Source organism: Bacterioplanoides sp. SCSIO 12839 (assembly GCF_024397975.1).
Lineage (GTDB): Bacteria > Pseudomonadota > Gammaproteobacteria > Pseudomonadales > Oceanobacteraceae > Bacterioplanoides.
Map to the genome: position 1 here is coordinate 1,581,345 of NZ_CP073745.1, position 12,451 is coordinate 1,593,795.

Annotated in this window: 16 protein-coding genes; 14 read left to right on the forward strand and 2 right to left on the reverse strand. The window is 49.1% G+C overall.

The window, feature by feature from the left end; genetic code table 11:
* Positions 1-18 precede the first annotated feature (18 nt).
* From ccmA to KFF03_RS07400, 10 genes are all read left to right on the forward strand, one after another.
* The gene (ccmA, locus tag KFF03_RS07355; RefSeq protein ID WP_255860306.1) at positions 19-675 is read left to right on the forward strand and encodes a cytochrome c biogenesis heme-transporting ATPase CcmA; all 657 of its coding nucleotides are present in this window, start codon (positions 19-21) and stop codon (positions 673-675) included.
* Positions 676-698: 23 nt separating this feature from the next.
* Positions 699-1,367, forward strand: coding sequence for a heme exporter protein CcmB (gene ccmB / locus KFF03_RS07360; protein ID WP_255860315.1), 669 nt, complete (start codon positions 699-701; stop codon positions 1,365-1,367).
* A 53-nt stretch (positions 1,368-1,420) separates the two neighbouring features.
* Positions 1,421-2,167 (forward strand): heme ABC transporter permease, encoded by a 747-nt coding sequence (locus KFF03_RS07365; protein WP_255860317.1) that lies wholly within the window; start codon positions 1,421-1,423, stop codon positions 2,165-2,167.
* Between the two features lie 14 nt (positions 2,168-2,181).
* Positions 2,182-2,370, forward strand: coding sequence for a heme exporter protein CcmD (gene ccmD, locus KFF03_RS07370; RefSeq protein ID WP_255860319.1), 189 nt, complete (start codon positions 2,182-2,184; stop codon positions 2,368-2,370).
* The gene (ccmE, locus tag KFF03_RS07375; RefSeq protein ID WP_255860321.1) at positions 2,354-2,815 is read left to right on the forward strand and encodes a cytochrome c maturation protein CcmE; all 462 of its coding nucleotides are present in this window, start codon (positions 2,354-2,356) and stop codon (positions 2,813-2,815) included. The genes ccmD and ccmE overlap by 17 nt, the downstream gene beginning before the upstream one ends.
* A gap of 3 nt (positions 2,816-2,818) precedes the next feature.
* Positions 2,819-4,834: a heme lyase CcmF/NrfE family subunit gene (locus tag KFF03_RS07380; RefSeq protein WP_304941527.1), complete on the forward strand. Its 2,016-nt coding sequence runs from the start codon at positions 2,819-2,821 to the stop codon at positions 4,832-4,834.
* Positions 4,831-5,352 carry a DsbE family thiol:disulfide interchange protein gene (locus tag KFF03_RS07385; RefSeq protein ID WP_255860323.1) on the forward strand — a complete coding sequence of 174 codons (522 nt, stop codon included), beginning with the start codon at positions 4,831-4,833 and terminating at the stop codon, positions 5,350-5,352. Before KFF03_RS07380 ends, KFF03_RS07385 begins: the two co-directional genes overlap by 4 nt.
* 14 nt (positions 5,353-5,366) lie before the next feature.
* Positions 5,367-5,846, forward strand: coding sequence for a cytochrome c-type biogenesis protein (locus tag KFF03_RS07390; protein WP_255860325.1), 480 nt, complete (start codon positions 5,367-5,369; stop codon positions 5,844-5,846).
* On the forward strand, positions 5,843-7,060 hold the full coding sequence (gene ccmI, locus KFF03_RS07395; protein WP_255860326.1) for a c-type cytochrome biogenesis protein CcmI: 1,218 nt from the start codon (positions 5,843-5,845) through the stop codon (positions 7,058-7,060). Before KFF03_RS07390 ends, ccmI begins: the two co-directional genes overlap by 4 nt.
* 127 nt (positions 7,061-7,187) lie before the next feature.
* The gene (locus tag KFF03_RS07400) at positions 7,188-7,781 is read left to right on the forward strand and encodes a thioesterase family protein (protein WP_255860328.1); all 594 of its coding nucleotides are present in this window, start codon (positions 7,188-7,190) and stop codon (positions 7,779-7,781) included.
* An 11-nt stretch (positions 7,782-7,792) separates the two neighbouring features.
* Here the strand turns inward: KFF03_RS07400 and KFF03_RS07405 are convergent, their stop codons facing one another.
* Positions 7,793-8,770, reverse strand: coding sequence for a DMT family transporter (locus KFF03_RS07405; protein ID WP_255860330.1), 978 nt, complete (start codon positions 8,768-8,770; stop codon positions 7,793-7,795).
* Between the two features lie 60 nt (positions 8,771-8,830).
* Between KFF03_RS07405 and KFF03_RS07410 the strand changes: the two genes are divergently transcribed.
* The 3 genes from KFF03_RS07410 (at position 8,831) to KFF03_RS07420 (ending at position 9,860) form a co-directional block, all read left to right on the forward strand.
* Positions 8,831-8,953, forward strand: a complete 123-nt coding sequence (locus KFF03_RS07410) for a hypothetical protein (RefSeq protein WP_255860331.1) — start codon at positions 8,831-8,833, stop codon at positions 8,951-8,953.
* A gap of 33 nt (positions 8,954-8,986) precedes the next feature.
* Positions 8,987-9,394, forward strand: a complete 408-nt coding sequence (locus tag KFF03_RS07415; RefSeq protein WP_255860332.1) for a GNAT family N-acetyltransferase — start codon at positions 8,987-8,989, stop codon at positions 9,392-9,394.
* 73 nt (positions 9,395-9,467) lie between these two features.
* Positions 9,468-9,860 (forward strand): DUF2750 domain-containing protein, encoded by a 393-nt coding sequence (locus KFF03_RS07420; RefSeq protein WP_255860336.1) that lies wholly within the window; start codon positions 9,468-9,470, stop codon positions 9,858-9,860.
* An 83-nt stretch (positions 9,861-9,943) separates the two neighbouring features.
* Here KFF03_RS07420 and KFF03_RS07425 read toward each other — a convergent pair whose 3' ends face one another.
* Positions 9,944-10,525, reverse strand: coding sequence for a hypothetical protein (locus KFF03_RS07425; RefSeq protein WP_255860339.1), 582 nt, complete (start codon positions 10,523-10,525; stop codon positions 9,944-9,946).
* Positions 10,526-10,867: 342 nt separating this feature from the next.
* Between KFF03_RS07425 and KFF03_RS07430 the strand changes: the two genes are divergently transcribed.
* Complete coding sequence (locus tag KFF03_RS07430) at positions 10,868-12,319, forward strand: PLP-dependent aminotransferase family protein (RefSeq protein WP_255860340.1); 1,452 nt, start codon at positions 10,868-10,870, stop codon at positions 12,317-12,319.
* Positions 12,320-12,451 lie beyond the last annotated feature (132 nt).

Sequence of the window (12,451 nt, forward strand, 5' to 3'; positions counted from 1 at the left end):
CAGAGGTAAGGGGTCATTATGACCGCCGTAACGGGCACTCTCAGTATTGATTTGCAGGCACGCCAGCTGTATTGCGAGCGCGATGATCGGGTGTTGTTTGAACACCTGGATTTGCAATTAAAGGCTGGCGAGTTGTTGCAGCTGGTTGGCCCGAATGGTGCCGGTAAAACCACCTTGTTGCGTTTGTTGGCCGGTCTGAATCGTGATTATGACGGTGAGTTGTTGTGGCAGGGCCAGAACCTGCTGGATGTCTACAGCGATTACGCCCAGCAACGCCTGTATATGGGCCACTTATCCGCGGTTAAAAAAGCCCTCACTCCGATCGAAAATTTACGTTGGTTAACCTCGGCCTGGAACGTCAGTGAAGATGATCTGTGGCGTGCACTCGATGAAGTGCAGTTGTTTGGCTACGAAGAAACTCCTTGTATGCAATTGTCGGCAGGTCAGCAACGTCGTGTTGGTCTGGCGCGCCTGGCGTTGGCTGAGCAAGGCACCGGCCCGGCACCGTTATGGATTCTGGATGAACCCTTTACTGCACTGGATAAAGCCGGTGTCAGCTGGCTTGAAAACCGCTTGCAGCAGCATGTGGAAAGCAAGGGCAGTGTGGTAATTACCTCGCACCATGCGCTAGAAAGCATTGCTTCATTACGTCAGCTGGAATTGGGGAGACTTTAGTTCATGAGAAGCAGGTGGCCGCAATGAGTCTGGTGCTGGCAACGGTAAAACGCGACTTCTTACTGGCGGCGCGGAACCCCGGTGAATGGCTTAATCCGCTGATGTTTTTTCTGATGGTGGCGGCGTTATTTCCACTGGCCGTTGATCCGGACCCTAAATTTCTCGGTAAAATTGCCGGCGGCGTGATTTGGGTGGCAGCACTGCTGGCCACGTTATTATCGTTGGATGCGTTATTTAAAGCCGATGTCGAAGATGGCTCACTGGAGCAATGGCTGGCATCGGGTGAATCGTTATACGCCATGGCGTTGGGCAAAGCCTTAGTACACTGGTGTATCAGCGGTTTACCGCTCACGATTATGTCACCGGTGCTGGCGCTGATGCTGAATATGCCGAATGAAGCCTACGGCGCATTGATACTCAGTCTGGCGGTTGGCACCCCGGTGTTAAGTTTGTTGGGGGCTGTGGGGGCAGCGTTAACTGCGGGTGTGCGCAGTGGTGGCTTGTTGCTGAGTTTGTTGATTTTGCCTCTGTATATCCCGGTGTTAATTTTTGCTGCCAGTGCCGTTTACAGTGCAGGTATCGGCATGGACTTTAACGGTCAGTTGGGCTTTTTGGGAGCAATACTGGCGCTGGCTATGTGCCTGACGCCGTTTGCGGTTGCCGCTGCACTCAAACTGAATTTGTCGCGCTAGGGCTGTTAACAGATCCTGGCGCCATAACATTATAAGTATCGGATTAGTCGATTATGTGGGATTGGATAGTACGTTTGTATCACCGCTTGGGGTCGCCCAAATGGTTTTATGAAATTACCGAAAAGTGGATTCCCTGGTTAGTAGGTCTGTCGGCCATTGCCGGTGTGGTCGGACTGGTCTGGGGGCTGGCTTATGCCCCGGCGGATTACCAGCAGGGTAATAGCTTCCGTATTATTTACATCCATGTGCCTGCGGCGATTCTGGCGCAAAGCGCTTATATGATGATGGCCGTTGCCGGTGCGGTATTTTTAATCTGGCGTATGAAAATGGCGGCTTGGGTAGCGAAAACCATCGCCCCGATTGGTGCCAGCTTTTGTTTAATTGCGCTGTTAACCGGTGCCATCTGGGGTAAGCCTACGTGGGGCACCTGGTGGGTCTGGGATGCACGTTTAACCTCCATGTTATTACTGCTGTTTTTGTATTTTGGCGTGATGGCGATTCAGCAGGCGATGGAATCCGAAGAGAGTGGCCATAAAGCGGCCGCTATTTTATCCCTGGTCGGGCTGGTGAATATCCCGATCATCAAATATTCGGTTGAGTGGTGGAACACCTTACATCAGCCTGCCACGCTGAAGCTGACGGAAAAGCCGAGTATGGCAACCGAAATGCTGATCCCGCTATTGATTATGATTGTGGCCACCTATGCGTTTTTTGCGCTGTTGGTGATCCTGCGTACCCGTAATGAAATCCTGCTGCACGAACGTAAGCGCAAGTGGGTAAAACAGATTCTGGAGTCCTGATGCAGTTCGACAGTATGACCGAATTTTTTGCTATGGGCGGCCACGGCTTTTATGTCTGGCTCGCTTATGGTCTGAGCAGCGCAATAATTCTACTAAATATCCTGCTGCCTGTTATCCGCCGCCGTCGCTTGATTAAAGAACAGGCTCAGCGTTTACGCCGTGAACGCAAAAGCCAGGAGAGAGAAAATGCACCCTCAGCGTAAAAAACGATTAACCCTGATTATCTTTATGGTGCTGGGCCTGGGCACGGCCGTAGGCTTACTGATGTATTCCCTGAGTCAGAACATTAATTTGTTTATGACCCCCACTCAGATTGCCAATGGTGAAGCGCCGGTTGGCCGTACCATGCGCGCTGGTGGTTTAGTGGTCGACGGTTCGGTTGAACGCGACACCGAAGGTTTAGGTGTGTTGTTTAAAGTGACCGACGGCGCTGCTGAAGTGCCGATTTATTACGAAGGCATCCTGCCGGACTTATTCCGTGAAGGGCAGGGTATTGTAGCTCTGGGTCAGTTGGATAGCAGCGGTGTTTTCCAGGCGTCAGAAGTGTTAGCAAAACACGATGAAAATTATATGCCGCCGGAAGTAAAAGAAGCTCTTGAAAAAGCACATGTTGACGGTGTGCAAGCCATTGATGCAGCTCGGGAGTAACGCATGACTGAGTTTCAAGCAATGGTGCCGGAATTAGGCCAGTTGGCACTGATCCTGGCCTTGGTCGTTGCCGCATTTCAGGTGGTGGTGCCGTTGGTCGGCGTTGCTGCCCGCCGTGATTGGCTGATGGCCTATGCTCGCCCATTGGCAACCGCACAGGCATTATTTTTGGTGATCAGCCTGATTGCCCTGACTTACAGTTTTGTTGTTGATGACTTCTCGGTTGCCTATGTGGCCTCCAACTCCAATACCGCGTTGCCAACACCGTACAAAATCAGTGCGGTGTGGGGCGCTCACGAAGGCTCGTTACTGCTGTGGGTTGCTATGTTGGGTTGTTGGGGCGTGGCAGTAGCCTGGTTCAGCCAGTCGCTACCACTGATTATGGTTGCCCGGGTACTGTCCATCATGGGTATGGTATCTGTGGGCTTTATCTTGTTTACCGTAGAAACCTCTAATCCCTTTGAGCGAGTGTTGCCGTCTCCACCACGAGAAGGTGGTGACTTGAACCCGTTATTACAGGATTTTGGCCTGATCGTGCATCCACCTACCTTGTACATGGGTTATGTCGGGCTATCGGTCGTGTTTGCTTTTGCACTGGCGGCACTGATGGGCGGTCGCTTGGATGCCGCCTGGGCACGCTGGTCGCGTCCGTGGACTGTAGCAGCCTGGATCTTCCTGACGTTAGGTATCGCACTGGGTAGCTGGTGGGCGTACTACGAGTTGGGCTGGGGCGGCTGGTGGTTCTGGGACCCGGTTGAAAACGCATCATTAATGCCCTGGTTGGTGGCAACCGCATTAATTCACTCGCTGGCGGTTACCGAAAAGCGTGGCTTATTTAAAAGCTGGACGGTATTACTGGCGATTTTTGCTTTTTCATTAAGTTTGTTGGGTACCTTCCTGGTGCGCTCAGGCGTATTAACCTCGGTGCATGCGTTTGCGTCTGACCCGGAGCGGGGTGTGTTTATTCTGGCCTTGTTGGGTATCTGTGTGGGCGGCTCTTTGCTGCTGTATGCGTTGAAGGCACCAACGGTCGCTTCCGTTGGCCGTTATGAATGGATCTCCCGTGAAAGTGGTTTGCTAGCCAACAATCTGGTGTTGTTGGTATCAGCGTTTGCGATCTTGCTGGGCACCTTATATCCATTGATTATCGATTTTATGGGCATGGGCAAAATCTCGGTGGGTGCGGCCTGGTTTAACACCATGTTTGTTCCGCTGTCTGTCTTGTTAAGTTTCCTGATTGGTCTGGGAGCTATGTCCCGCTGGAAAGCTGACTCCATTGAGCGTCTCAGTAAAGAGTTGATGGCTGCGTTTGTGATTGCCTTATTGCTGGCTTTTGCCACACCACTACTGATGGGCAATGACATGAACTGGCAGGTGGTCATGGGCATGTTTGTGGCGATCTGGGTGATTGCCGCTACCAAGTGGGATGTTTGGAAAAAATCCCGTGGTCAGATCTCCCGTATTCCAAAACTGGGCCTGAGTTATTTAGGTATGGTGATTGCCCATATTGGCGTGGGTGTCAGTGTGATTGGTGTCACTTTGGTGGCGAATTACAGCATTGAAAAATCAGTGCGTCTGGCGCCGGGCGAAAGTGCCGAATTTGGCGGTTATCGTTTTGAATTTGTTGAAAGCGGGAATATTCAGGGGCCTAACTACACCTCTCAGGCAACACGGTTTCATGTTTACGACGGTGATAAACTGATTGAAGTGATGACACCGGAAAAACGCCGTTATACCGCGCGCGGTACGGTGATGACCGAAGCAGAAATCGACGTAAATTTATGGCGTGATGTGTATGTCTCCATGGGTGAACCATTACAAAACGGCGCCTGGGGTATGCGTTTGCAGGTGAAGCCGTTTATGCGCTGGGTATGGCTAGGTTCCATCTTTATGTCGCTGGGTGGTTTGTTAGCCATGCTGGATAAGCGCTATCGCAGTAAAAACAGCCGCAGCAAAAATAGCCGTCGCACAGAAAGCCCACGTCAGGGTTCTGCTCAACCACAGGAGCAAACCGTATGAATCGCGCGTTATTATTTATTCCCCTGGCGATATTTTTCGCCATGGGCATTTTGTTCTGGATTGGCTTGGGCAAAGAAAATAAAGACGTATTACCGTCGCCATTAATTGGTAAGCCGTTCCCGGAATTTGCTACCAAGGCACTGGAAAGTGGTGCTGAAATTTCGGCCACCAGTCTCGATGGTCAACCGATGCTGGTGAATGTCTGGGCGACCTGGTGCCCAACCTGTAAAGCCGAGCACGAGTTTTTAAATACCCTTGCCAGTGAAGGCATTCGTATTATTGGCATCAACTATAAAGACGATGACTTTAAAGCGAAGCAATGGCTCAGCGCCTATGGCAACCCGTATGAATTTAATGTGTCTGATCCGGACGGCAAGCTGGGATTAGACCTGGGTGTTTATGGCGCACCGGAGACATTTTTAGTCGATAGTCAGGGCATTATTCGCGCCAAACATGTGGGTGATTTAAACCCACGCGTCTGGGAAAAATTAAAACCCCAGTTTGATGCGATGCAATAATCGGAGAAACGCTGATGAATTTTGTTTTTTTACGTTGGTCGTTTTTCCTGCTGCTATCCGGCTTTTCTGCAATAAGCTTGGCGGTTATTGAAGGTCATAAATACCCGTTTGATAACCAGCGCGATACCGAGCGCTTTAATCAACTGGCTGAAGATTTACGCTGCCCAAAATGCCAGAACCAAAACCTGGCCGATTCCAATGCTCCGGTTGCCCGGGATATGCGCGATAAAGTGTACGAGCTGATGCAGCAAGGCAAAAGTGATGATGAGGTGGTGGGTTATATGGTCGATCGTTATGGCGATTTTGTGCGTTACAACCCGCCAATGCGTACCAATACCTTTTTATTATGGTTTGGCCCGCTGATTATTTTTGCTTTGGGCCTGGTGTTGCTGGTGATGGTGCGCCGTGGTGGGAATAAAAAACAAATGACGCCGTTAACCGATGCTGAAAAACAACGACTGGCACAGTTAAAAAAAGAAGGTGCTGATTCATGATCTGGGCAATTATTCTGCTGTTATTGCCATTGCTGGCATTATTAATTAAGCCGGTGTTTTATAAAACAGATACGCATGTGGTGAGCCAGAGTGAAGAGAATCTGCGCTTGTATCAGGAGCGTTGTCAGGAATTAACGCAGGCAGATTTAGACGACGAAACCCGCGCTGGCTTACAGCTGGAGTTGGATCGTGAATTTCTTGCCAGTGATGCTCAGGAACAGGATTCGGCGGTAAAAGAAAATACGGCCAACCGCTGGGTGTTATCGCTGTCATTATTTGTGGCTGCAGTGGCTGCGACGTTTTTGTTTTATCAGAACTGGGGTGCGGGCAATGAATTACGGGCAACCGAATTATTAAGTAAAAGTGCCCAGGCACAGCTCAGCGTGCCTGAGCAGCAGGAGTTACTGGAACGCTTAGCCATGGCGTCGGATAAATTTCCGAATGAAGTTGAATGGCGTTTTCTACGCGCTCGGTTACTGAACGCAGAGGGCGATTTTAAGCAAGCCGCTGATGTGTTTGCCGATATTCTGGTGACGCTGCCCCAGGAAGCCAAGGTGGATCGTGCCACCACCATGACGATGCTGGCCCAGGCGCGCTTCTTTGCCGCTGACCAGCAAGCGGATGAAAACAACTATCAGCTGATTAAAGACGCGTTGGCACTGATGCCAGATAACCGTCAGGCGATGGGGCTGGCCGGTATTTTTGCTTTTGAGCTGAACAAGTATCAGGCAGCCATTGATCACTGGCGTGTGTTATGGGCCGGTTTGCCGGATGGGCAGGAAGCAGCATATCTGGAGCAGGGTATTCGTCGCGCGGCTAATAAACTGGAAGAGCAGGGCGAAAGCGTTAACCTGAGTTTCCTGAAACGTGCAGAAATCAAAGTCCTGGTAGAGCTGTCGGCTGAAGCAAAAGCAGAGACCCAGCCTCAGGATGCTGTGTTTGTGTTGGCTAAAGCCGTGGCTGGTCCGCCAATGCCATTGGCGGCGCAGAAGCTGACAGTAGCGGATTTGCCTCAAGTAGTGACCTTATCCGATGCACAGGCCATGATGGCGGGCATGAACTTATCGTCTCATGCTCAGGTTGCTGTGGTGGCACGGGTGTCGAAATCCGGGCAGCCGGTGGCTCAAGCTGGTGATTGGCAGGTAGAACAAACCCCGGTGAGCAATCAGGAACCGGAAGTGATTAAGTTGGTGATCAGTCAGCGCGTTGAATAACGCGCTGCTGATTGCCATTTGTAACGAATGAATGATCATCTTTGTTGTCAAGGGTGACAACGGCATTAAAATCCGTACACTTCGCGCCAATTATTAGTTACTGGCACGATAGTGTGCAATTTAAGTCATGATTCTCGAAATTCTTCGCTCGATCTATCTGAACCGCAAGAACAAAACCAACCCGGCCTTTCGCCCGTTAAGCTTTTTTGCGGCAACAAAACGCTCTTTTCGCGTTGGTCTGCGCGACATCGACTTCAATATGCACATCAATAACGCTCGTTACATGGTCTTTATGGAGCGTGGCCGCTGGGATCATCCGGTGCAAACCAATACTTGGGATGGCATGCTCAAGAATAAACTGAATTTTATTGTTGCCGGTATCGAGATGGGCTACATCCGTGAAATTCGTTTGTTTAAAAAGTTTGATGTCGAAACCCGTTATTTAGGTTGGGACGAAAAATATTTTTATCTGGAACAACGCTTTGTGGCGGACGGTAAAATCCACGCGTATGGATTGGTCAAAGCGGTATTGTTGCAGCAGGGGAAGTTGGCCTCCCCGGCTTCGGTGGCTAGCTTGCTGAACATTAAAGACATTCCTTCTGAGTTACCGGAACATATCGATTACTGGAAAAAAATGTCGATTGCCAAGCGTGCTTATTCAGACAACCCTGATTTAAATAACGCAAAAAAAGATAACGTTGTTTTAAAGCAGAGCGTCTGATTCTTTTTGAATTAACGGCGCGCTACTTTGATACTGGCATAAACGTTCAGTACCACCAGGCAACAAAATACGAGCTGTAACCCGCTGATGTCTTGTGGCAATAACAAGGCGATAAAAAACAGCGTAAAAAATGGCTGCAGCAACTGCAGCTGACTGACTTTAGCAACACTACTGGATGCCAGCGCCTGATACCAGAATTTAAATCCCCATAGCTGGCTGATTAACGCCAGATACACTAATGCCAGCAATGAGGGCAAAGCGACCGGGCGGGTTAACTGTTGTGCCTGTTCTCCCCAGCTCATTCCCCATAGTAGCGCCGACAGCGGCAGGTAAAGCACCAGTGTCCAGCAGATGGTTTGCCACCCGGCATCCGGCTGATTAATCAGTTTGGTTGCTTTGGCGCCGGCACTGTAACCAATACCTCCCATCAACAAGGTAGCTAACAGCAGCCATGAGTCCTGAGCACTGAAGCTGGGTAGCTCACCGAGGCCAAGCACTACATACAAGGCCAGCAATAAAAACCCGGTCGCCGCTAATAACCAGAAAGGCGCGCTATGACGTTCGTGATGAATCCAGGCAGCCAATAATGAGGTGGTGAGTGGTAACCCGGCCAATACCACACCCATATCCGCAGCGGCAACCTGCGTCAGACTTAGGCTTAATAAATACGGAAAGCCAAGCACCACACCCGCACCAGCCACTAACAGCCAGGGTAGGGCGTTATTGGTTGGCCACTTCCATCCTTGTTTCAAAATCACCAGCCAGGCCAGCACACCCGCTAATAAACCACGAGTGGCGGTGATAAACTCGGCTGAAAAATCAGCCAGTGCCAGTTGGGTCATGGGCACGGTTAACGAAAATAACACGACTGCGGCCAGACCTTGAATAAGAGGACCCTGAACAAAAGGGCCTTTAACAACAGAGCTTTGAATAAAAGATGCTGGTGCCGTGTTATGGCTGGTTTGGGGCGATAGCTCAGTCCCGTTCATGTCGAGTACCTCGTTGGAAAAATATTGTCTGAGGTTATGAATTCTGAGGTTTTTCACTGTATGGCAATAGCAGCACAATTTAGATTTACAGGGAGTACAGTTGGCGGGCAGGAGGTCACTGTACTGCTGCTGGCAGCCAAAATTGTACTGGCGTTTATTGAGATTATTTTGCAAAATTATTAACAAAATAATTACTAGTAGTCGGAGAGAAGTAAAATGAATGTTCAGGTCGAGCTGAATGACACAGTGCAAGATGACGAGGTGGTGGCTTTGTATCGTGCTAATGGCTGGTCTTCAGCCGAAAAACCCGAAAAATTATTACCGGCTTTGCGTAATTCAGCGTCTTTAGTGACAGCTCGACTGGATGGCAAGTTGGTCGGTATTGGTAATGCCATTTCAGACGGTTATCTGGTGGTGTATTACCCTCATATGCTGGTTCATCCGGATGTTCATGGTCAGGGAATTGGACGACAAATGATGCAGGCCCTGCAAACCGTTTATAAGGATTTTCATCAGCAAATGCTGACCGCCGATGGTGAAGCTGTGGCGTTTTATCAGGCGATGGGGTTTGAACGTGCAGGTAAGACAGAACCCATGTGGGTCTATGCCGGCAATGAGCATTAATATTTCTGGCTCAAAACGCTACAATCGCGCTTCCTGTAATGTGGTTATTTAATGTTTACCAAAAGAGCACCCGATGAGCTATTCCCTGAGTCATAAAGATCACCAAGCCACTCTCAAGTTATCCAATAACAAACGTTATGATTTGTTCCTGAAAAAAGCCGCTCAGTTCGGTGAGATCTGGAGCCTGGCTAATGACGAAGGCTGGGTCACCATCAGCTCAGAAGAGGGTGAAAACTGCTTACCGGTATGGCCGCACCCGGATTACGCAAAGGAGTGGTGTAACGGCGAATGGAGCGACTGCGAGCCAAAAGCGGTTGCTCTGGATGTTTGGCTGGAGCGCTGGACGCCTGGCTTGGAACAAGATGAAACCCTGTTGGTGGTTTTCCCGAATCTGAAAGAAGAAGCACTGCTGGTTGATCCGTATGAGCTGGATGAAGGGCTAAGGGCTGAGTTGCAGGACGTGTGAGTTTTTCGCTATGCCCAAGGTTTAATGCTTGGGCGTAGTGGTGGTTTGGTTGGGAGTGTTGATTAGTTTTTAATGCTTATCCTTTACTGAACTACTTTTGCGGTTGATACTCCGATAACACGACTTGGATCGTAGTCAGGAAAGTAATTCTTGGAGTAGTGAATCCATACTGCATCAAAAACGCATACCGATTTTTGAAAGCTTTCTGCATTTTCTAACGAATAGTTTGCCATGAAGTCATTTTCTGGGCGCTTTGGAATAATATATTTTTCATCGATGTTTTCTAGGCCGATAAGTTCTCGTTCTTCTTGAAAATTGATTGGTTTAGAGTGAACTAGAGAATTTCGAAATTCTATCATTTGAATAATGTTATTTCGTAATTCATTGATTTCGTCAGTGATATCCACTTTTATACGACTAAAAAGCCAGTCTAATTTCCCTATTAGGCTAGAATTAGTATATTTTTTCCACTCTTTAGCTTGGAATACATGACTACCATAAGTGTTTAATTTTGATTCAAATGCAAAGCAAAAAAATGCCATAGAAGGAATTATTTTTTTAAAAGCATGGCCAGGATCAGCCGCCGCAGCCTCACTTATTAAGTTTATTCCAATTGCTTCAAGATACCTGTCATTGATAATTGTTGTTTCTATCGTTTTGCTCATTAACAAACTTCCCAAATAAACCTGAAATTTTAATTGCACGACCTTACAGGACTAAAAGGATTTCTCGATAACTGAAAGGGCAATAACCGTCATCAATTTGAAACCTTCCTTGGCAAGATCATTCCTTTACAGAAAACCGTGGGTACGCACGATTCTAATTGTGGTGTGCCTACTCTCTTACAAACCCACATATACTTTAGTGTTTAAGTTATCACTATGGTGTAGTGCGGACAAGCACGAATAAACTGTACTGCTCCTGAATACAAAAACTGTACTTAGTGCCAGTACAGTTTTACGGCTAAGATAACACCGTGTTTTTCTGCTGATGCCAACGAGCCCATCATGTTACAACGACAGGCCGAACAGCCGCTGTACTTACAATTAGCCGATCATATTGCCGATGATATTCGTGAGGGTATTTATGCCAGCGGTTCTAAAGTGCCGAGTGTGCGTAAGCTGGCGCAGCAGCACGGTGTCAGCATTTCGACCGTAACGCAGGCCTACGCCTGGTTGGAAGATCAGGGCTGGATCAGTGCCCGGCCACAGTCAGGCTATTACGTGCGCTCGGATATCGCGCCAGATAGCGACGAGCGCCCGCCGCTGTCACTAGGTGATGAACCCAGAGACGTGACCAAGGGTGAGTTTATCAACCAGATGCTGACGCGTATTAATCGTTCGGCAACGGTGAATCTGGGTGCAGCCATTCCGCATATCAGCTGGTTGCCGCAGCGGGCATTACAGACCCATATTCAGAAAGTCAGTCGTTTTCAAACGGCAGATGTACTCAACTATACCTTCTCTCCCGGGGTCGAGGAGCTGCGTTCACATATCGCGGTGCGGATGCGTGATGTAGGCGTGCGTTGTTTAAGCGATGATATTGTTGTTACCCATGGTTGCGCCGAAGCATTAACGTTATGCCTGCGTTCCGTGACCCAGCCCGGTGATCTGGTGGCGGTTGAGTCGCCTTGTTATTACGGTTTTCTGCAAATTGCCAAAATGCTGAATCTGAAGGTGATTGAAATCCCCACCGATCCACAAACCGGCATCAGTATTGATGCGTTAAAACTGGCGTTGCAGCAGTGGCCGATTAAAGCGATTGAAGTGAGTAGCCGTTATTCCAACCCGACCGGCTGCAGTATTCCCGCAGAAAACCAGCAGCAGTTAGTGGCATTGGCGCAGCAATATGAAGTGCCGGTGATTGAAGATGATATTTATGGCGATATCAGCTTTCCGACCTTGCGGGGCCAGAAGCAGGCGGTGAATTCGGTATTAAAAACCTACGATAAAGACGGTTGGGTGCTGTATTGCTCATCGTTTTCTAAAACCGTGGCCGCCGGTTTGCGAGTGGGCTGGTGTATTCCCGGACGCTGGAAAAACAAGGTGATGGAGAACCAGACGTTTACTACGTTTTCGGCGTCCAGCTTGTCGCAATATGCGTTGTTATCCTATTTGCAGAACGGCCATTACGATCGTCATTTGCGTCAGTTTCGCACTCAGGCGGCAACCAATATGCAACGCTTTATTCAGGCAGTGCGCGACTATTTTCCGCCAGGCACCAAAATTAATGAACCGGCCGGTGGGTTTATTTTGTGGGTGGCGTTACCGCAGGGAGTGGATGCCATGGCGTTGCATTACGACGCCTTACAAGCGTCGATTGTGGTAACGCCGGGGGGGTTATTTTCCAATACTGAGCACTTTTCAAACTTTATTCGTTTAAGTGCTGCGGTGCCCTGGAATGAGCAAACGGAGCAGGCATTAAAAACTTTAGGCGCTCTGGCTGAAAAGCAGATGTAGAGTGTTTACTCGTTCCCACGCTCCGCGTGGGAACGCTTGCCAGTTTTAACTCTCTTTTTAACTCGGTTATAACAAAAAACGCCCGACTGGATGCTAGTCCAGTCGGGCGTTTTGCATTGTGCGGCAGTAGAG